At 58.5% G+C, this 20,032-nt stretch carries 16 protein-coding genes; 6 read left to right on the forward strand and 10 right to left on the reverse strand.

What is annotated here, in order from left to right; all coding sequences use genetic code 11:
* The first annotated feature begins 105 nt into the window (after positions 1–105).
* The gene (locus QS713_RS01520; protein WP_313271883.1) at positions 106–912 is read left to right on the forward strand and encodes a hypothetical protein; all 807 of its coding nucleotides are present in this window, start codon (positions 106–108) and stop codon (positions 910–912) included.
* A gap of 61 nt (positions 913–973) precedes the next feature.
* Here the strand turns inward: QS713_RS01520 and phnX are convergent, their stop codons facing one another.
* From phnX to dnaB, 7 genes are all read right to left on the reverse strand, one after another.
* A complete protein-coding gene (gene phnX, locus QS713_RS01525) occupies positions 974–1,759 on the reverse strand; it encodes a phosphonoacetaldehyde hydrolase (RefSeq protein ID WP_313271885.1) in 786 nt (261 codons plus the stop codon).
* Positions 1,760–1,915: 156 nt separating this feature from the next.
* Complete coding sequence (gene phnW, locus QS713_RS01530; protein WP_313271887.1) at positions 1,916–3,079, reverse strand: 2-aminoethylphosphonate--pyruvate transaminase; 1,164 nt, start codon at positions 3,077–3,079, stop codon at positions 1,916–1,918.
* Positions 3,080–3,084: 5 nt separating this feature from the next.
* On the reverse strand, positions 3,085–5,961 hold the full coding sequence (locus QS713_RS01535; RefSeq protein WP_313271889.1) for an extracellular solute-binding protein: 2,877 nt from the start codon (positions 5,959–5,961) through the stop codon (positions 3,085–3,087).
* A 5-nt stretch (positions 5,962–5,966) separates the two neighbouring features.
* On the reverse strand, positions 5,967–6,935 hold the full coding sequence (locus QS713_RS01540) for an ABC transporter ATP-binding protein (RefSeq protein ID WP_313271891.1): 969 nt from the start codon (positions 6,933–6,935) through the stop codon (positions 5,967–5,969).
* Between the two features lie 390 nt (positions 6,936–7,325).
* On the reverse strand, positions 7,326–8,138 hold the full coding sequence (gene thiD / locus QS713_RS01545) for a bifunctional hydroxymethylpyrimidine kinase/phosphomethylpyrimidine kinase (protein WP_313271892.1): 813 nt from the start codon (positions 8,136–8,138) through the stop codon (positions 7,326–7,328).
* Between the two features lies 1 nt (position 8,139).
* The gene (locus tag QS713_RS01550) at positions 8,140–8,385 is read right to left on the reverse strand and encodes a DUF6767 domain-containing protein (RefSeq protein ID WP_313271893.1); all 246 of its coding nucleotides are present in this window, start codon (positions 8,383–8,385) and stop codon (positions 8,140–8,142) included.
* A 28-nt stretch (positions 8,386–8,413) separates the two neighbouring features.
* Positions 8,414–9,751 (reverse strand): replicative DNA helicase, encoded by a 1,338-nt coding sequence (gene dnaB / locus QS713_RS01555; RefSeq protein WP_313271895.1) that lies wholly within the window; start codon positions 9,749–9,751, stop codon positions 8,414–8,416.
* Between the two features lie 277 nt (positions 9,752–10,028).
* Between dnaB and QS713_RS01560 the strand changes: the two genes are divergently transcribed.
* Positions 10,029–11,423 carry an MATE family efflux transporter gene (locus QS713_RS01560; protein WP_313271897.1) on the forward strand — a complete coding sequence of 465 codons (1,395 nt, stop codon included), beginning with the start codon at positions 10,029–10,031 and terminating at the stop codon, positions 11,421–11,423.
* Here the strand turns inward: QS713_RS01560 and QS713_RS01565 are convergent.
* The gene (locus QS713_RS01565) at positions 11,420–14,026 is read right to left on the reverse strand and encodes an alpha-1,6-glucosidase domain-containing protein (protein WP_313271899.1); all 2,607 of its coding nucleotides are present in this window, start codon (positions 14,024–14,026) and stop codon (positions 11,420–11,422) included. The two genes, QS713_RS01560 and QS713_RS01565, sit on opposite strands and share 4 nt — an antisense overlap.
* Positions 14,027–14,248: 222 nt before the next feature.
* On the opposite strand from QS713_RS01565, the gene rpsF reads away from it, so the two are divergent.
* The 4 genes from rpsF to rplI are packed head-to-tail and all read left to right on the forward strand — an operon-like array spanning position 14,249 to position 15,885.
* Entirely contained in the window at positions 14,249–14,539 is a 291-nt protein-coding gene (rpsF, locus tag QS713_RS01570) for a 30S ribosomal protein S6 (RefSeq protein WP_102216971.1), read from the forward strand.
* Between the two features lie 52 nt (positions 14,540–14,591).
* On the forward strand, positions 14,592–15,140 hold the full coding sequence (locus QS713_RS01575) for a single-stranded DNA-binding protein (protein WP_313271902.1): 549 nt from the start codon (positions 14,592–14,594) through the stop codon (positions 15,138–15,140).
* Positions 15,141–15,168: 28 nt separating this feature from the next.
* Positions 15,169–15,408: a 30S ribosomal protein S18 gene (gene rpsR / locus QS713_RS01580; protein WP_102216973.1), complete on the forward strand. Its 240-nt coding sequence runs from the start codon at positions 15,169–15,171 to the stop codon at positions 15,406–15,408.
* Between the two features lie 21 nt (positions 15,409–15,429).
* The gene (gene rplI / locus QS713_RS01585; protein ID WP_313271904.1) at positions 15,430–15,885 is read left to right on the forward strand and encodes a 50S ribosomal protein L9; all 456 of its coding nucleotides are present in this window, start codon (positions 15,430–15,432) and stop codon (positions 15,883–15,885) included.
* A gap of 225 nt (positions 15,886–16,110) precedes the next feature.
* Here rplI and QS713_RS01590 read toward each other — a convergent pair whose 3' ends face one another.
* Both QS713_RS01590 and gnd read right to left on the reverse strand, forming a co-directional pair.
* Positions 16,111–18,558, reverse strand: coding sequence for a transglycosylase domain-containing protein (locus QS713_RS01590; RefSeq protein ID WP_313271906.1), 2,448 nt, complete (start codon positions 18,556–18,558; stop codon positions 16,111–16,113).
* Positions 18,559–18,561: 3 nt separating this feature from the next.
* Complete coding sequence (gene gnd, locus QS713_RS01595) at positions 18,562–20,019, reverse strand: NADP-dependent phosphogluconate dehydrogenase (protein ID WP_313271908.1); 1,458 nt, start codon at positions 20,017–20,019, stop codon at positions 18,562–18,564.
* Between the last annotated feature and the right edge of the window lie 13 nt (positions 20,020–20,032).

The following is a 20,032-nucleotide window of genomic DNA, read 5'->3' on the forward strand; positions in this document are numbered from 1 at the left end:
TGAGCGTAAGCCGGGGGTGCGAGATTCCTTGGGGGCCTAGGGTTAGTGATTCGGGTTGCTGTTAACATCTAAGAAGAAAATGCTCAGTGGATCCAAGGGGAAGTAATGTTACGACATCCGCGTCGGCGTACTACAGGTAAAAATACTGAATCAGTGGGCTCGCTGGCTCGCAGGGCGGTGGCAGTGTCGGCAGTCGCGTTCCTCACCTTGGGTCTGGCAGCGTGCTCTAACAGCACTGCCCCGCAATCTGATGCGCCGTCAACTGCTTCCGCGAGCGCGCCGGCGAGGGCACCGGCGTCCCCACAGCCTCAATACAAGTTGAATGACCTGACCGGGGAGCAGATCGACCAGAAACTTGCGGGCATTTCCGTTGGGGAGTACCCGCTGCACGTCGATCAGGATAGTGCCTCATTAACGGAATCGATTAAGAGCGAAACGGATTCTGGGCAGTCGTACTACTTGCGGGACGTGAGCGTGGACCCGGATAACTGCGCGCCGGACACGGAACGCTGGCTCGATATTGACTTCACAAACACGATCACGCTAGCGGCAGCCGCGGCAACGGAAGACAACTCGATTATCGTGTCCGTGTTCCGTTTCGACAACGGCGGGTTAGACAAGGCCGCTAAGAAGTATGAGGACGTGTCTAAACAGTGCCCCACGAAGACCGTGAACAAGCCGGGTACACCCCCAACTAAAGTTAGTACAAAGGTCACGGACGTTGACTTGCCCGGCACGGAACCTGCCTTCGGGGTAGAAAAAACCGTGGAAGGCACGTTCAGTGGGCAGAACGAGAAAGCGGTGCACGCTGTGGTGGGCAACGCGTTCGTCACCGTCAGTTCCGGTTCGGATAACGCCACCATCGACGGGCTCACGGAAGTGGCCGAACAGGTCCTCAAGAACTTCCAGTAGTTTTTACCGCTCCTACCCGCAGTGGTTCGAAACCTTGGTGATGCGGACAGCTAGTTTGGAGCTACCTTTGGCCCGCCACCAGCCCGGGAAGCTGCGCCATGTTGTCGATGACAGCGTCCGCACCGGCGTCCATAAACACGGAACGCACCTGCTGGCGCGCCGCTTCCTGCCCTTCCGCGCTCAGAGCGTTGAACTCAGTTTCTGACAGCGCCATCGCGGAACTTCCCTCAACTACTCCCACGGTGAACACACCCGCGTTCTTGCCCTCTTGAATGTCCGAAACCGTGTCCCCCACCTTGACTACGCGGCGCACATCCTGGCAGTGAAGTGCTTCCAGGTTCCGGAACACCATGTATGGGTACGGGCGGCCGAAACCGTTTGTAGAATCAGCGGAGAACCAGCAGTCCGGTTCGTATCCAAGCTCAGCGGCTTTCGGCGCCACCACGTGCATCATCTGATCCGTGTACCCCGTGGTGGAACCGATTTTCACCCCCATGTCCCGCAAGCTAGCCACCGCATCTAACACGTGCGGCTTCGGGGCCGCGTACTGCTCTAAAATCGCAAACAGGTTCGGTTCAAATTTCGCGTAAACCGCGTCCACGTCCGCTTCCGTCGCGGCACTCCCGTGCGTTTGCTGCCACGCGTTTGCGATCCCGTCCATTTTCAGCATAGTAGCGACGTGGTCGCGTTTACTCATCCCCATGGGTTCACGCGTTTGCGCTACCGTGGGTTCCACCCCGAACTCTTTGAACGCATCCATAAACGCTTGCACGGGCGCAAAACACCCGTAGTCCACCGTCGTGCCCGCCCAGTCGAACACCACCGCGTCAAACCGTTTACTAGCCATCAAAACTCCCTCACCTTTCTAGTTCCATTTTCTTTCTCGCCTGAGGTTCTTCCCCGCCTGAGGTTCTTGCCCAGCTTCGCTACCCCTCGCCCATTGCTTGAGGCTCTTATCCCACTTCGCTACCCCTCGCCTGCTGCGGCGGGTTGCCGAGCCAGGCTAAGCACTGGCCTGTTCCATGGCGTGGCGCGCGTCCTCAAGCGAATCAAACCCAATCTTTCCCAACAGGCCACGCGCATCCAGGTACTGGGCGAACAGGTCGGTTACTTGGTCAATGTCAGGGGTGTAGATCTCTCCCATGTTCGCCACCCGGAATGTCTCTTCGTTTGTGAGCTTACCTGGGTAAATCGCGTACCCACGTTCTTTAATGAACTCGTACATGTCGGCAAAATCTACCTGCACCCCATCGGGGTAGAAGAACGTGGTGATGAACGGGCCCTGGTGGTCCTCCAAATAAGTGCGGAAACCGAGGGCGCACATGCGGGTGATGAGCCGGTGGTTATTCTGCGCATACCGGGCGGCGCGGGCGGGAATCCCACCTTCTGCTGCTAGCTCCTCAAGCGCCTGCGCGAACGCAAGCACCACGTGCGTTGGGGACGTGTACCGCCACTTCCCACCGGCCTGCTCCAACGTGTGCCACTGATCCCACAGGTCTAACGACAAAGACCGCGCCTGCCCATTCGAAGCTTCCAACGGTTCGCGCCGCGCAATAATAAAACTGAACCCCGGCACTCCCTGAATGCACTTGTTAGCGCTAGAAACTAGGAAGTCAATGTGCCACTGCTGCACTGGGATTTCCATTCCCCCAAACGAACTCATCGCGTCCACAATAAACGTGATGCCCCGCTCAGCCGTTAACTCACCGACCGGCTGGATGTCGTTCAGCAACCCCGATGTGGTTTCCGAATGCACCATGGACACGTGGGTGATGGACGGGTCCGCGTCAAGAATCTGCTCGATCCGTTGCGGGTCCGGCACCTGGTCGTACTCCACGTTATAGCGCACGTAGTTGACGCCCGCGTGGTCACACATCTGCACCTGCCGGTCGCCATACGCCCCGTTCGTGCACAGCAGCACCTTGTCGTCCATCCCCACCACGGACGTCAAAACGCTCTCTACCCCGAACGTGCCCGAACCCTGCATGAGCACCACCGTGTACTCTGCCTGGTCGCAGTGCCCCAACTCCAGCAGCCGCGCGCGAATCCCCTCAGTGATCTGCATGTAGTCTGAATCCCACGTGCAGTGGTCAAACAGCATCTGCTGCTTCACCGAATCCGTAGTGGTGAGCGGACCGGGGGTGAGCAACTTGTAACTCTTATCCATTATTCCTACTTCCTTCCAGCTGCGCGTTTACAAGCGGACGAGAAATCTTGGTGCTTTTGCAGTAAATCCACGGTGAGTGGCTGCGGGAAGAACTTCGACCGCACGGACGCGTTCTTCGCCTTATGTTCACCTTCGTACAGTGGTGTTGGGTAGGTCGACAGAATCTCCTGCCGCCCCTCATCAATCAAAATAGCAGCCACTTTCTGCGCCTTCGGATTCGTGGACTCGCCCTTATCGAGCACCGCCACGGACTCGGTTAACGAGTAGTTACCCTCCACCGGATCCACGTAATCAATCGGGAGGCCCTGGGCTTTATCCGCAACCGCCTGGTGGCGCAACCCAAACCCGATCGCAACCTCACCCGAACGCACCGCCTTGAGCGGACCGGAGCCAGACTGTTCCATGTGCGGGCCAGCGTTACGGGCAATCCCGGTCATCACCTGCTTACCTTCCCCATCTAACCCGTAGGCATCCACAATCGCCTGCACCATCAGCCAACCGGTGGACGAACCCTCCATGTCCGGAACTGCAATCAATCCCTCGTACTTGGGGTCGGCCAAATCTTTCAAACTCTTCGGTGCGGGCACGCCCGCGGCTTTAAGAGCGGGTTTGTTGATGAGCAACGCACCCTCTTGCGCGGTGGCGGGCCGGCGGTACTTCGGAGCCTGCGCAATCCCAGAATCCCCCAGAAGACGCGATTTAATGTCGGTCAGCGGTAAGAACATACTGTTGCGATGCTGCGCAGAATCAATGTAATACGAACTCATCGTAATCACGTCCGCCTCTAACGCTTTGCCTTCCGCGAGGATCTTGCCGCCCAACTCTGAGGTACCAAAGTTTTGCACAATGTACTGGCCCTTCATCCCACGCTTGTCGAGCGCGTTTTGGAAGGCGACCACGGCCTCATCGTCCGCATTCGTGTAAATCACTACCTGCCCGCGTGTAGCGGACGCAGACGAGAGCGCGCCCGTGCCAAACAGGATCAGGAAACTGGTTAGTACTGCGGCGAACACGCCCGTGAGGATATTGCGGGCCTTCCGGTTCCCAGTTGTGGGCAGTGGGAAATTACGCGACCCCGACGCTTCCAACTGCTTCCCGGCAGTAACCCGGCTGTCCCGGCGCACCGTTGTCCGCGTATCCGCCACCTGCGCGGGATTAACGGGAATATTAGACTTCGCCCGCTTCTTTGCTTTAACCGCCCGGCGGTTGCGAGTAGCCAGCGCAATCCCGCCTTTGACCAGCAGGTTCGTAACCAGTATCAGTAGGGACAGGGCAAACACGGAATCGAACTTCGCGATGTGCTGCAGGGCAGAAATCTCAGTGGTCACCACCTGCGTGCGCGCTCCCGTGAGGAACACGACCGCAGAGATCGTGACCATCGCGTTCACAAAATAGTACCCAAATACCTGCAAAATAGTGGGCCAAGCGTTAGGTGTGATGACCCTCAGGATTGTCTTAAACCAACTATCCCCCATCAGACGGGCAGTGGTTTCCCAAGACGCGTTCATCTTAGTGAGCGAATCTTTAATCATCTGGTAGGGCGTGGCGAAATAGTGGACGACGTTCGCGACAATCAGAATCCAAAACGTGTTCTGCAAACTGGTGCCCGAAAACGTGAGGAGGAATGCGATACCGAGCACCATGCCGGGAACGGTGTTCACGATTGCAGAAATGGAATCAACCACTCGGCGGACCCCGCGTGGCAACCGGGAGCGGGACGTGACCAGGCCCGTGGCGTAAGCAAACAAGCAGCCAACAATCGCGGTCATAACTGCCACGTACAACGAGTTCGTGTACACCATGTTCAAACTCGGGTCGGTGAACAGGGCGGTGATGTGGCGCAGCGTGGGGGCGGGGTTGAACGGCCATTCGGACACGAACGGAATAATGATGATCACCAGGAACAAGCTCAGCACCGCGCCCAGCGACAAGATCGATGCGGCGCCGCAGAAGAAGTCGCGCCGCACCCCGCGCGGCAGGTCCACCTGGGAGATTTTCGCATACCGAATGGAGTACCGCTCCAGGATCGTCATGAGGATGATCGAAATGATAGACGGGATCAGCATGAACACGGCGATCACGGCGCCGCGGTGGAAGTTCGGGATTGACCCCAGCATCTGGTTGTACAGCGTCATCGCGAGCACGTCGTATTCACCGCCCACTGACGTGGGAATACCGTAGTCGGTAAACGCCAGGAAGAACGATTGGATGAACGCGACGCACATGGTGCCCACCAGCGGCCGCACCACTGTGTTCAAGAAGGTTTTCAGCGGCCGATCCCCCATGATGTGCGACACGATAATGAACTTCTTGTCTACGAACTGGAAACTGTTGTGGATCAGCAAAAAGCACGTGGGAAGCGTGTACACCACGTAGCCGATCAGCAGCCCGTTAAACCCGTAGATGTTGAACAGTTGGAACCCGAAAATACGGGTGATCAGCCCGTGCTTACCAAATGAGTAGATGATCGCGAACCCGTACGTGATGGTGGGCAGCAGCATGGGGAGTTGCGTAAACAGTTTTATTATTCGCTTGAGGGCGCGCGGAACGTTCGTGGCGTTCACCGTGTACGCGAGTAAGAACGCGATCCCAACCGCGATGCCGGCTCCGAGGGCAGAGACGATCAGGGAGTTTATGACCGACTGGATGAAGTCTGGGCGGTGCAGCACCGCCGCGTAGTTAGACAGCGTTATCTGCCCGGTACCCGTGTTGAACGAGTTCCAAATGACTAGCGCAAGGGGAACAAATAGGAACAGTAGGAACGCCGCACTGACCACTGTCAATAGCGTCCACAGTTCCGGCTGCCGATGCCGGCTTTTACGCGCTGGGGGAGCTTCGTTTTTAGGCATGCGGGAGCGGTTTTTCACTGCGGTAATGGACATGCGTCTTAGCCTTCAACCTTGCCCGACAGTACGGGTTCGCGCCGCGAACCCTGGCTTGCGCCCGGTTCCGTATCTTCCCCCGGAGTCGCTTGCTTGCTCCCTTCCGGGCGTTCAGGCTGGTTCCCTTCCGAGGCCACCGGCTGGTTTTCTCCCGCCAGTTCGCTCCCTGAGGGACGCAACTCCCCCTGGGCCGCGCTGTGCGGTGCGACGGTAGCGTCTGCGGTGGGGAGCCCCTCTTGGAACAGCGAGAAAATGTTGTCCCGCTTAACTTCCAGCTGGCGCAAGATGAACTGGCGGACGAAGTCACTGGCGGGGTGTTCAATGATGTTCTCAGGCGTGTCGTATTGGGCGATTCCACCGTCGTTTAAGATCAGCACCCGGTCGCTCATCGTGCACGCTTCTTCGGGGTCGTGCGTAACCATGATGGTGGTCAGATTGTACTGGTCCACGATCTGACGGATTTTTGTCTTAATGGATTCTTTGATTACCCCATCGAGGGCGGACAGGGGTTCATCTAGCAGCAGCAGCCGAGGTTTCATCACGAGCGTTCGGGCCAGGGCCACGCGCTGCTTTTGCCCACCGGAAAGTTCGTCGATTTTCTTGTTCAAATGATCTTCAAGGCCAAGCAGGCTAATCATGTCTTTAATCTCGTCTTCCGTGCATAGATCGGGGTTGTTCCGCAGACCGTACGTAATGTTTTCGTAGGCCGTGAGGTTGGGGAACAGTGCGTAGTCTTGGAACACGATGTTGAACCCACGTTTTTCCATGGGCGTGTCCGTCAGGTTTTCCCCGTTGTACACAATCTGCCCGCCGGTGAGTTCGGTGATGCCTAGAACTATGTTCAACAAAGTGGTTTTACCGCAGCCTGAGGGGCCTAGAATCGACATGATTTCGCCGCTTCCTAAAGTGAGGCTAATGCCGTCGAGCACGCGGTTGTCGCCGAATGATTTTTTAATCTCGGTCAGTTCAAGCATTCCTGTTTACTTTCTTACGAAACGTGTGGTGTGCTTTCGAAAACAAGAGGTGTGACCAGTTGGGATACAACCTGTTTCAAACAGTTTTTACCTGGCACAAATTTGAGTGTAAACAGAAAATTCGCCGGTCTGTAGAGTATTTTCTAAGCTTTTAGCTCCTGTTTCAGTTTGTTAACCTACGCGTTCCCTCAAGTACTTTTTACGCGTGAGGCACCTTACAGTTCGGCGTTGTAAATACGAAAACAATGCGAAAATGCGGGCTGATAAACCAAAACTCCCCGGACAGGAAACTGGACTCCCAGTTTCCCATCCGAGGAGTGCAGCCTTATGCAAGGCTCATCGGGAACCAACCCGGGCAGTGAAAACCAGTCCAGGTCAGTGCGCACCGCTCTAGCCGCGGTTCACGCCACCACCTTGCCACAGTGCCGGCACAGGCACGTTCGAGCTGATCTGCGCCTCAATCCCGGCGGTCACCAGTTGCTTAGCGCGCCGCACGGCCTCATGCACATCTTCCCCCCGCGCCAAGTACGCGGTAATCGAAGCAGCCATCGTGCAACCAGCACCATTGACGCGTTTATCCCCAACTTTCTTAACGGCGTAACGGGTGATCTTCTGACCGTCCCACAGCAGGTCCACCGCTTCCTCACCGGGTAGTTCCATCCCGCCTTTAGCCAGCACGTAACGCGGCCCCATCTCGCCGATTCGCTGCGCGGCCTGCGCCAACGTTTTCTCGTCCGTCACCTCAATACCCGACAGGGTGGAAGCTTCGAACACGTTCGGAGTCGCCACGGTTGCAAGCGGCAGCAGTTTGTCGCGCAACGCCTGATCCACCTCAGCCCCCGGGCCTTCAAACTGGCCTTTACAAATCAAAACGGGATCAACTACCACGTTCTTCCACTCGCGCTCGCTCAACGCTTTCGAAACCGTGTCAATCGTAGGAACGGTACCCATCATTCCGAGCTTCACGGTGTCAGGTTCGAACGCGTTAATGCACGCTTCCATTTGGTCGGCGATAATGTGCGGTGGAACCGGTTCAAACCGGTGATCCCAATTGTTTTTCGGATCCATCGAAACGATGCACGTGATGGCTCCCATGCCATACACGCCAAGCTGGTGCAGCGTCTTCCAATCCACTTGGATCCCTGCTGCGCCCGTGGCTTCCGACCCTGCGACGATCATTGCGACCGGTGGTTTTTGTGACATCTTAACTCCTCAGCTTCAGCTTCTTCTGCTGCTCATTATAGGCCCGGCGTTTTTCCGCCAGAAGCGCCCTTAGTTCTGGATCTTCCATTACCAGCCGCACCGTCTGACAGTCTTGAGGTCCGGTGACGAACGCTTGGCACAGGGTGCACGGTTCCCCGGGGCGAAGCGGGCAAAGTGGAGCCGGCTTACTGGAGCGGGAACGCCGCTTAGACCCAGTGCCAGTACTGGAGTTTCCCTTAGTAATCATCAATTAATTCATACCACGCAGCCCGTGTTTACCCCATGTCACGAGCCAGGTCTGTGAACCGCGCGTAGTGACCTTGGAAAGCCACTGGAATAGTGCGGGTTTCCCCATTGCGGTGCTTCGCAACAATAATGTCCGCTTCCCCGGGCCGTTCGTCCTCAGAATAATAGTCGGGGCGGTGCAGCAGCATCACTACGTCCGCATCCTGTTCTAGCGAACCGGATTCACGCAGGTCCGCGAGCATGGGTTTCTTATCCGTCCGCTGCTCCGGCCCACGGTTCAGCTGCGCAACCGCCACCACCGGCACTTCCAGTTCTTTCGCTAACAGTTTCAAGGACCTCGAGAACTCCGACACTTCCTGCTGGCGCGACTCCACCAGGCGGCCCGACGTCATCAGTTGCAAGTAGTCGATCACCACGAGTTTCAAGTTGTTCTGCTGCTTAAGGCGCCGGCATTTGCTGCGGATCTCGTTCATCGCCATGTTCGGGGAATCGTCAATAAACAGGGGTTTTTCGGAAATCTCCGCGATGGTTTGGGTGATTTTGCGCCACTCGTCCGCATTCATGTCGCCGCGGCGCATTTTCCCAAACCGCACCTGGGACTCGGCCGCGACCAGGCGCATCCCAATTTCTGCGCGCGACATTTCTAGCGAGAACACAACCGACGCCATGTCGTTGTGGATCGCGGCGGACCGTAAAAAGTTCAGGGCGAGCGTGGACTTACCCATCGCGGGGCGCGCCGCCACAATCACCATCTGCCCCGGTTGCAGGCCCGTGGTGAGCGAATCCAAATCGTGAATCCCAGTGGGCACACCCAGGGAGACGTCTTTGTTCTTCTCAATTTTCTCTAGTTCCGCTAGCAGGGGGTCCGACAGTTCGGCCAGCGCTACGTAGTCCGTGGAGTGGCGGCGTTCTGAAACCGCGAAAATCTCTGACTGGGCGGCGTCAACGATGTCGTCAACATCGCCACCGGCTTCGGCGTAACCAAGCTGGACTATGCGCGTACCAGCTTCCACCAGGGAACGCAGTTGGGAGCGTTCCCGCACAATCCGCGCGTAGTAATCCGCGTTCGCCGGCGTAATTACGGACGCCATGAGGGTGTGCAGGTACTCGCCCCCACCGATGCGTTCCAAGTCTCCGTTGCGTTTCAGTTCTGCCGACAGGGTTAGTGCGTCCACCGGTTCGCCCCGCGAGTACAGTTCAATGATCGCCAGGTGCACGGTTTCGTGAGCGGGCCGGTAGTAATCTTCTGGCACCAGGATTTCCGCGACGTCTGTGATCGCATCCTTGTCCAGCATCATGGACCCTAGGACCGCTTGTTCAGCCTCAATATTTTGAGGGGGGACGCGGTCAAACTCAACAGACGCCAACGCCTACTACCTCCGACCCCGTGGAAAACTTTGTGTGCCAAACCCGTGTGGTTTGCACGCTGAGGATACCCACACGAGGGCGTTAACTCAACCTCAGGCTGTGAATAACCCACGTAAATCTGTGGATAAATAGTGAATTACTGCCCAAACCTGTGGATAAGTTGTGGAAAACGGGTGGATGTTTCGCACGTCACGAAGCGGGCAAACGCCGCGAAACTGCGGTAAGTTGTCCACAGAGTTGTCCACACCCTGTGTAAAAAGATTGGTAGCGAAATTGGTGGATAAAAACGAAACCCCACCCACACAAGATCCCACTTCTAGCCAGTCGTTGAACCGGCAAATAATCACCCTCGCCCTGCCCGCCCTGGGCGCACTAATTGCCGAACCACTTCTAACCACTATTGACTCCGCGATGGTGGGCCACCTGGGAACCGCGCAACTGGCAGGCCTATCCCTCGCTTCCACAGTGCTGATGACCGCGGTGGGGATCTGCGTTTTCTTGGCATACTCCACCACCGCGATCACCTCCCGTGCCCTCGGTGCCGGCAAAGTTGGTGAAGGCATGCAGGCAGGTATCAACGCAATGTGGTTAGCTGCCGTGCTCGGCGCGGCACTAGCAGCCGGGTTCATGATTTTCGCCCGCCCCCTCCTCATATTCTTCGGAGCGGACCCGCAGGTACTCCCACACGCACTGGACTACCTGCATTACTGCGCCCCCGGGTTGGTGGGCATGCTGGTGGTGCTGGCTGCCACGGGAACGCTGCGGGGCGCGCTGGATACAAAAACCCCGCTCTACGTTGCGACCGGTGGGGCGGTGGTGAACGCGATCTTGAACGCGATCCTCATCTACGGACTGAACCTGGGGGTAAAGGGCAGTGCCATCGGCACCGCGTTAACGCAAACCCTGATGGCGGTGGTGCTCAGCGGCGTCGTGGTGGCCTCAGCCCGCCAACACCACGCGCGGTTCGGTTTCAACCTGCAGGCCGTGTGGGAATCCACCGTGGCCGGCTTCCCGCTCCTGCTGCGCTCCCTCACGCTGCGCCTAGCGATCCTCGCAACGGTGTGGACCATCGCCAGTGCCGGCACCGTCGCCCTCGCCGCCCACCAGGTGGTGAACACCGTGTGGAACTTCGCCGCATTCGCCCTAGACGCCCTCGCGATTGCCGCGCAAGCACTGGTTGGACACGCCCTCGGGAAAGAAGACAGCGGCACCGCCAACCCCAACCAAATCCGCATGGTAGTGCGCAAAATCGTCATCTGGGGAATCGCGGCGGGAACGGTGATTGGCGTGGCCCTCATGGTGGGCTCCCCACTGCTGCCCTGGATATTCGGCACCGACCCCGCGATGCGCCGCGCCGCCACCGCGGGCCTGCTGGTGGCGGGCCTGTTCCAGTTCCTCGCCGGATTCGTGTTCATGATGGACGGCATCCTGATCGGTGCTGGCGACAACCGGTATCTCGCGCTCGCGGGCGTAATCAACCTGGTTCCCTACCTGCCATTACTGTGGTTCATTGCCCACCGCTCCAGCCAGGTGGGCGGTTTAGATACCGCGGGGCAAACCTGGGTGGTGGTGTTCGTGTGGGCGGCTTTCGCGGTCGTGTTCACCGGCATGCGCGCTCTTACCACGGGCCTGAGGGTACGTGGCGGCGCGTGGATGCATCTAAAGCACTAGTCGGTGAGCACCACGGCGGTGCGGGCGGGAAGGGTTAATTTGCCCGCCGCCTGGTCCCACTGCACGGTGGCCATGATGGCGTGGTCTGCGCCGTCGCGCTGCACCGGGTTCACACGCAAGCGCGTGCCAGCCAGCTGGGGGTAGGCCACGGTTTGTTGCTGCGCCCACCCGTTGATGCACACGAGCAGGTGGTGTTCGCGCCCGGGGCCACCCTCATTATTAATATGCATCACCACCACCCCGGCGGGGGCGGGCACGAAAGAGACGCGGCGGATAATCTGCTGCGCGTCCCCCAGGGTGAGTGCCCGGTAGCGCGTGCGGACTCGTAAGAACTCGCGGGCAACAGCGAACGACCAGCGCATGTCCGCGGTGGTGGGGCGCAGCCGCGCATCCTCAAGCAGCGGTGCCATCACGCCCCAGTTCTGCGCATTAGACCAGCGCGGCGGCAAGCCAATCCCAAAGTTATGCGTGTGCAACGTCCAATCGATCGCGTTGAAGTAATCCCCCGAATCAAACGAATCGCGGTCCATGGATTTAGACCGCAAAATCTCGGTGCCCGCTGCCCAAAACACCGGTGACTGCCCCCACGTCACCACCGCGAGCGCCAGCATGCAGGCCCGTGCCCGCTCCCGCGTGGAGGTATGGGTCGGCAGTTTATACGCCATCACGTCGTACAGAGTTTCGTCGTCGTGGGCTTCCACGTAGTTCACGCTCTCTGCCGGTTGCGTAGCAAACGCACCCGCCGCCACGGCCGCTGAAACATCGTTTGGCGTTGAGGGCCCCTTCGCGCTCACTCCTGGCGGAGTTGAAGGATCCGGCGCGGACTCGGCCGTGGGGGCCAGCGGGTAATCAAGCAAGTTCCCCACCAGCGCCAGTTTCACTCTGTCGGTAGCGCGCGCCAGGGCCTCATGCTGTTCGTCCCAACCCAGGGTACTGACCCCGTTAGGTGCCGAAAGTAATCCGGACGCGAACCCCTGTCGTGACCGCATGGACGCGTCCACCGGACTTCCCCCGCGCAGCGCGTCGCGCACCCGGTCGTTAAAACAACCGATCCCGGTGCCGTCCAACTGCCCCTGTTTCGCCTGGTAGAATACCGCGTTGTCTTGAACCTCACCGAAATCCCAACCCTCCCCGTAAACGTAGGCGGAGGCCGGTAGCTGCGCCACCACTTTCTCCATGTTCTGGCGCGAATGGAACCCCATCAGGTCGAACCGCAAACCCCCAACCCGGTAGTTGCGGATCCAAAACGCCACGGCTTCCACCATGAGTTTTTCCGCCATCATGTGTTCCGTCGCCACATTCGGACAGCACGTGGTGGTATACGCGTCTCCACGCGCGCACAGGCGATGGTAGTAGCCGGGCACAATCCGATCCAGAATCGAATGCGGATCCTGCCCCGCCGCGTACGTGTGGTTAAACACCTGGTCGACAACCACGTCAAACCCGGCCGCGTTTAGGGCAGCGATCATTTGCCGGCACTGCAGCACGCGCGCACCCCCACGCTGATGCCCCTGCGTCGCGTAAGAGCCTTCGGGAGCTAGGTAGTGCAGCGGGTCGTACCCCCAGTTGTACGCGTCTTTTTTGCGCACCCGCCCAATTTCTTCCTGAGGTTCCAGCGCCGCCCCGCGGGCCCGTTCTATCACGGGGTTGTGTTGCTGATCGGGGTTTTCGGGTACGGTCGCGAAGTCAAATATGGGAAGCAGGTGGATGGTGTTCACCCCGGCTTCACGCAGTTTCGCCAGGTGCTTCATCCCATCGGAGTCAGGGTGGGTGAACGCCCGGTAGGTCCCCCGGTCCGCCAGGGGGACTGACGTGTCGGCGGCGGAGAAGTCGCGCACGTGAAGTTCGTAGATAACGCGTTCACACGGGTTATGGATGGGTTTGGGGGTGGGCCAGTGTTTTGGAAAGAGCGCGGGGTTCTCCATGTCCACCAGCACGCATCGGCGCGAATCCACGGTCAGACCCACGGCGTAGGGGTCGGTAACTTCGTTCACCACCCACCGGCCCACCGCCGGGGAGTAAACGTCCACTATCCACAGGTATTCATCGTCTTCTTCCGCGTTCAGATACGCGTCCCACACCCCGGTCAGGTCGTCGCGCCGCGCCGGAATCGTTTGGGGTTTGCCGCCGTGCCATATTTTGAGGGAAACGTTGCGTGCCGTGGGGGCCCATAGGGCGAACCGCCATCCCATCCCGGCTACGTACGCTCCGAGCCGGGCATGGCGCGCCGGGGCGTACACGTCGTCGAGTACACCCGCGAGTTGGATCCCAGTTTCTCCCCGTTCACCTTCCACCAATAGTTGGCACGTGAGCCACTGGCGCAGCACCTCGTCCGTCACGGACGTGGGTAGGTGCATCACCCGGTAGTCATCGCTTTTAACCAGGCCGCGCCACCCGCGCGTTTCCCCGTGCGACCCACCTGCCTGCCTGGCAAACCCGTCAGTAGGAGCTCGCCCACCTGCGTTTTCGAGGACGACCCGCTGCGTGTACGCATCCCCCGGGTGTGCCCATTCGGGGCCGCTGATCAGCATGTGCACGCCGCCACCAACCCACTTCGGTACCGCCACGTGCTGGCGGTCTAGCCATATTGCCTGCTGGTCCACGTGTCGCCTCCTTGCCCGCGTACTTCCAGCCTAAACGAAACCGCGGGGAGCCGATGAAGAACACACTTCTTCCCCTAGTTTTTACACCGTTTTGCCGGTAAGATTGTTTGTTGGTTCGCATATTCTTACGGGTTTTTCGCGTGAGGCTGTGGGAACCAACCGCATAATCCCTCCTGTCACGGAACGACCGTGACCGATTGAGTCCAAAGGAGGTGGGGAGTAATGCGTGCATACGAACTGATGGTGATCTTCAATCCCACCGTTGACGAACGCACGATCGGCCCCTCGATGGATAAGGTCCTCGCGAAGGTAACTGAAGCGGACGGCACCATCGAGAACGTCGATATTTGGGGTAAGCGTCGGCTGGCGTACGAGATCCAGAACTTCTCTGACGGCATCTACGTGGTCGTGAACATGACCACCACGCCTGACATGGCGAAAGAAGTGGACCGTGTTCTGAACCTCAACGAAACAGTGATGCGCACTAAACTACTGCGCCCCAACGCGAAGTAGCACTGTTCTTAACCACTTTTTGTAACCACTACCAGCACCTTAGGAGTCCACAATGGCCGGAGACACAATCATCACGATTGTCGGTAACTTAACTGCCGACCCGGAGATTCGGTACACCAATTCTGGTGCGCCAGTAGCTAACTTCACGGTAGCTTCCACACCACGCACCTTCGACCGCCAGTCCGGTGGTTGGAAAGACGGCGACACGTTATTTATGCGCTGCTCCGTGTGGCGTGAAACAGCCGAGAACGTAGCGGATTCCCTGTCGAAAGGCATGCGCGTAATTGTGCAGGGGCGGTTGACGCAACGCAGTTTCGAAGCGCGTGACGGCGGCCAGCGGACCGTAGTTGAAATGCAGGTTGACGAAGTTGGGCCGGCGCTGCGGTTTGCGCGCGCACAGGTTACCCGCAACCAGTCGAACTACGGCGGTAGTGGCGGTTACAACCAGGGTGGTATGAACAACTCCGGTGGTCAAAGCTCGTTCGGGGGCGGCTACCAGCAGCAGAACACGGGTAATTACAACGCGGCCCCCGGCGGGTCGTCAGAAGACCCGTGGGCAACTGATGGGGCGCCCGCTTACAACGACGAACCACCTTTCTAAAGTCAACGTATTTTCAAGGAGATCAACTATGGCGAAGCCTAAACTTCGCAAGCCGATCCAGAAGAAGATGACCGTTCCACGGGCACCTAAGATCGGGAAAATCGATTACAAAGACACCGCACTGCTACGCAAGTTCGTGTCGGACCGCGGTAAAATCCGCGCGCGCCGCGTAACCGGTGTGTCTGTGCAAGAGCAGCGTCTGATCGCTAAAGCCGTTAAGAACGCCCGCGAAATGGCTCTGCTTCCCTACTCAAGCTCTGGCCGCTAAACCGAAGGAAGGAGACTCACAATGGCAAAACTCATTTTGACCCACGACGTCCCTAACCTCGGTTTCGCCGGTGATGTCGTTGTTGTTAAAGACGGTTACGCTCGTAACTACCTGGTTCCCCGCAACCTCGCGGCGCGGTGGACACCCGGGCAGCAGCGGGTAATTGACGAACTGAACGAACGTCGCCGCAAGCAGGCTTACGACAGCATCGATGATGCCCGTGAGGCCCGCGACAAGCTTGAGGAAGTTAAGTTCTACGAGGTTGAGAAACGCGCGTCCGCCACGGATGCTCTGTACGGCGCGGTTTCCACCAAAGAGATCGCTCAGTCCATTGAGGCTGCGACTGGGATTAAAGTAGACAACCGTCGCATCGTGGTTGAGAACGCGATCAAGTACGTCGGTGACTACGACGTGCAGGTTAACTTGCACGTGGATGTTCACGCAAAAATCAAGGTCCGCGTAATCGCCGTTAAGTAACCCACGCGTTTTAGCTTTAATGCTGATTTTGCGTGAGTGCTAACTAGATTCTGGTTAAACCCGGATTCTATTAGAGGCCGCCCCGGTTATTTTCTTTCCGAGGCGGCCTTTTTGCTGCGCTCAACCGGTGTGTATAACCAAGGCCCGCAGCTGGCCGGGCGGGGATACGCCTGAAAGCAGACTTTCGGCACAGACCCTCAACCCGGCCCGCCAGTTACTTGCCAGTTACTCGTCTGGTTCCTCAGTTGGGGAGGGCGCTTCCGGTTGCTCTGGTTCCGCGGGCTCGTGGGAAGGTTCTGGGCGGGGCCGCTGAGGTTCTTGCGGCTGCTCTTCCTCTTCTTGCACCTGTTCGGAAGGCTCCTCGCTCGGTTCCTCCTGCTGTGGCTGCGCGGGCGGCGGAGGTGCCTGTTGGAAACTCGACCCAGCCGAAGGGGTAGTGACCCAGTCGAAGTCTTTCACTTCCATCCCGTCCGTGGCCGCAGCCATGTACTTGAGCCACAGGTCTCCCGGGATGGTGGCACCCGTGATTTCACCGTAACCACCAAACGGGGTGATCGACTGCACCGACCCGTTATTCCCCTCCTGATACATGGTTACCACGGTGGCCATTTGCGGAATGAACCCCGCGAACTGAGCGGACTTGTTTTCTTCTGACGAACCGGTTTTACCAGCCACCGGCCGCCCCAAGTTCCGCGCTTTGTCCGCTGACCCCCACTGGGCAGCTGCCTTCAACCCCGGCAGCACTTTCGACATGTCTTCGGCTTTAAACACTTCCTCTTTCGCAGTGGAACCGCGGTAAAGTGTGTTCCCCGCCGTGTCCGTGACCTCGCGGACAATGTGCGGAGTGGTCCGCTGCCCACCCGCAGCAATTGTGGAATACGCGCGGGTTAGGTCAATGTTGTGGGGCGCGGATGAACCCAAAATGTTGCCCAGGTTCTCGTCTAAATCCTGGGTTTTTTCTGGGATCCCAAGTTTGATTGCCGCATCGCGGGTTTTTGCCGCCCCCATGCTCTGGTTCATTTGGATGAACGCGGTGTTGATCGACAGGGCGGTGGCGCGCACCATGTCCACCGTGCCGTAAGACTGGTTCGCGTAGTTATGCACCGTGGTACCATCGGGTAGCGTCAGCGGGGAGTTGCCACTGTAGCGGTCGCGCAACGAACCTCCCTCAGCGGCATAAGCAACCAACCCGAAGGGCTTAAAAGTAGACCCCGCCATCGCAATATCTTGCGTGGCTGCGTTCCGTTGGATCTTCTGGTAGTCCTTACCGCCGTACAGCGCGTAAATCTCCCCGTTTTCTGGGTTAACGGAAGACAGGGCGACGTGCAGGTTTGGGCTCGCCCCTTCCGGCAGCGCATTCACCGCATCGACCGCAGCTTTTTGTTTATTCTGGTCGATCGTGGAGATTATTTTGTAGCCACCCGAATCCACCTGTTCCGCACTGATGCCAGCTTGCGAAGCCAGTTCACTGCGCACCTGCTGCATCAGGTACCCGTTGGTACCTTTCATGGATTCGTTTTTGACGCCTTTGATGGTGTCGGGGAACTTCATTTTTTTGGCGTCGTCACTGGAAATCCACCCGTCTTCCACCATGCGTTTACGCACGCGTTCCCACCGCTGCTGCGCCATATTCATGTTCTGCGCCGGGTCCCACGCGGATGGTGCCGGAATAATTCCCGCGAGCATCGCCGCCTGCGACACGTTCAGTTGTTTCGCGTGGATTCCAAAATAATTCTTTGCGGCCTCTTCAATGCCGTACGAGCCGCGTCCGAAATAGATGGTGTTCAGGTAGTTGTCGAGGATCTCGGCTTTACTTTGCTGCTTATTGATCTTGAGGGCCAAGATCGCCTCTTTAGCTTTCCCCAAGTACCCGGTGGTGGTGTCCAGGTAGTAGCGCTCCACGTATTGTTGTGACAATGTGGAGGCCCCCTGCAGGTCCCCGCCGGTAATGTTATTAACGAACGCGCGGGCGATACCTTTTAGGTCGATCCCGGAGTTGGTAAAGAAGGTGCGATCTTCGGAAGACACCACTGCTTGCCCCACGTAGTCGGGAATCTGGGAGGTGTCGATGATGGTGCGGTTCATTTCTGCGAACGTGCCCATTTCGGTTTTCCCGTCCGCGTAGTAAACCGTGGTTTTTTGCGCGAGCGCGAACTCCCCAGGTTCGGGAACCCGGATCGTGGCGTATGCGATTGCGAATGCCGCCACCCCGGCAATAATCAGCCCCAGGAAGCTGCACAGCAGGCCCACGCCTAACCGTTTAGGCCATTTCCGCTTGGGTTTGCGCCCGTTCTCGCTTGTGGTTTTCCCGTTTTTACCGCTTCTAGCGGTTTGGTTCGCACCTTTGGCACTCGCTTTTTTCCCGCTTGAGGCACCCACCGGTTTCGTACCCGTCTTGCGCTGCGATTCGCTTGCGGCGCCGCGTGGTTTCCACCTTGGTTGCGAACCGCGCCCGGTTTCACTGCGGGCAGCACTCCCAGTGGCTCCCCCGCGTCCACCACTGCTGTGTCGCGTGGTGTCGCGGTTCGACTGGGCGCGGTTAGGGCCGCCGGTGGAATCCGAGTTCCGGCGTGCCTGGTTGGCCGCGTAGTCTTCTTCTGCGCGTTTGTGTTTCAGGTCTTGGCGTTTCGGCAGGCCGGAACGTTTGGGTTTACGACCGTGGGTGTCACTCAAGTTTTATTGCCTTTCTTCAGGGCGCCCCTCCTGGGCCCACAGCGTGTGGTACACACCGGGTTTATCTACCCGCTGGTACGTGTGGGCACCGAAGAAGTCCCGCTGCCCCTGGATTAAACTTGCCGGCAGGCGTTGCGCCCGGATCTGGTCGAAGTAAGCCAGCGTGGAGCAGAACACGGGGGTGGGAATGCCGTGCTGAACGCCGGCGGCGGCGATGCGCCGCCACGCGGGTTCCACATCTTCGATTCGTTCCGCAAAGTAGTCCCCGGCCATCAGCAGGGCCAGGGTAGAGTCGGCTTCGTAAGCGCGCGTGATGTCAGTTAGGAACTGGGCGCGGATAATGCAGCCGCCCCGCCAGATTTGCGCCAACCCGGCCCGGTCAATGTCCCATCCGTATTCCGTGGCGGCGCGGGTAATCTGGTCGAAACCTTGCGAGTACGCCACGATTTTTGATGCCAGCAGGGCTTGGCGCACGTCCTCAATGAACGCGTCTGGGTCCGTGATGTTCCACTCGCTCACCTGGCCTTTGAACCGCGCTTGCGCTAGGGAACGGGATTCTTGTGAGGAAGACGCTCCGCGCGCCATCGTGGCTTCGGCGATCCCGGTTACGGGTACTGCGAGGTCCAGCGCGTTCTGCACCGTCCACTTACCCGTCCCTTTTTGCGACGCCGCATCCACAATCAAGTCAACTAGGGGTTTACCGGTTTCTTCATCTACTTGCCGCAGTACTTGCGCAGTTATTTCAATGAGGTACGAGTTCAGCTCCCCCTCATTCCACCGGTCAAAAATGTCTGCTATCTGCAGAGGGGATAGGTCCAGGCCGGCGCGGAGCAGGTCGTAGGCTTCGGCAATTACCTGCATGTCTGCGTATTCAATCCCGTTGTGCACCATTTTCACGAAGTGGCCAGCGCCGTCCGCACCGATGTGCATGCAGCACGGTTCGCCGTCTACGTGCGCCGAGATTTTTTCGAACATGGGGCCAAGACGCTTGTAGGATTGCGCGGTGCCCCCAGGCATGATCGATGGGCCCCACAGGGCACCTTCCTCACCCCCAGAAACACCTGCGCCAACGAAATGCAGGCCGCGGTCTCGGCACCATTTTTCACGCCGAATCGTGTCTGTGAACAGGGAGTTACCGCAGTCCACAATGATGTCACCCTCGTCCATCAGGTTGGCCATCTGTTCCATCACGGCGTCGGTGGGGGCACCGGCTTTAACCATGATGATTCCCACGCGGGGTGGGCGCAGACTTGCGATAAAGTCTTCCATCGTTGGGGCGGGCACGAACTCGGCTTCACTACCGTGCTTTTGGATGAACCGTTCTGTTCTCGGTTCCGTCCGGTTGCCCACCGCGGTGTCGTAGCCGTTGCGCGCGAGGTTTCGAGCCAGGTTCGATCCCATCACGCCCATTCCCCACACGCCGATGTCGGCTGACGCTGGAGCTGGAGTTTCGATTGTCATACTGCTCCTTAAA

The sequence above is a fragment of the Gleimia hominis genome (assembly GCF_032085515.1).
GTDB classification, from domain to species: domain Bacteria; phylum Actinomycetota; class Actinomycetes; order Actinomycetales; family Actinomycetaceae; genus Gleimia; species Gleimia hominis.

Excerpts from the sequence above, each read along its gene's own strand:
- QS713_RS01535 (WP_313271889.1), bottom strand. The coding sequence starts at position 5,961 with ATGTCCATTACCGCAGTGAAAAACCGCTCCCGCATGCCTAAAAACGAA.
- phnW (WP_313271887.1), bottom strand. The coding sequence starts at position 3,079 with ATGGATAAGAGTTACAAGTTGCTCACCCCCGGTCCGCTCACCACTACG.
- QS713_RS01520 (WP_313271883.1), top strand. The coding sequence starts at position 106 with ATGTTACGACATCCGCGTCGGCGTACTACAGGTAAAAATACTGAATCA.
- gnd (WP_313271908.1), bottom strand. The coding sequence starts at position 20,019 with ATGACAATCGAAACTCCAGCTCCAGCGTCAGCCGACATCGGCGTGTGG.
- QS713_RS01575 (WP_313271902.1), top strand. The coding sequence starts at position 14,592 with ATGGCCGGAGACACAATCATCACGATTGTCGGTAACTTAACTGCCGAC.
- QS713_RS01540 (WP_313271891.1), bottom strand. The coding sequence starts at position 6,935 with ATGCTTGAACTGACCGAGATTAAAAAATCATTCGGCGACAACCGCGTG.
- rpsF (WP_102216971.1), top strand. The coding sequence starts at position 14,249 with ATGCGTGCATACGAACTGATGGTGATCTTCAATCCCACCGTTGACGAA.
- phnX (WP_313271885.1), bottom strand. The coding sequence starts at position 1,759 with ATGGCTAGTAAACGGTTTGACGCGGTGGTGTTCGACTGGGCGGGCACG.
- rplI (WP_313271904.1), top strand. The coding sequence starts at position 15,430 with ATGGCAAAACTCATTTTGACCCACGACGTCCCTAACCTCGGTTTCGCC.
- rpsR (WP_102216973.1), top strand. The coding sequence starts at position 15,169 with ATGGCGAAGCCTAAACTTCGCAAGCCGATCCAGAAGAAGATGACCGTT.
- thiD (WP_313271892.1), bottom strand. The coding sequence starts at position 8,138 with ATGTCACAAAAACCACCGGTCGCAATGATCGTCGCAGGGTCGGAAGCC.
- QS713_RS01550 (WP_313271893.1), bottom strand. The coding sequence starts at position 8,385 with ATGATTACTAAGGGAAACTCCAGTACTGGCACTGGGTCTAAGCGGCGT.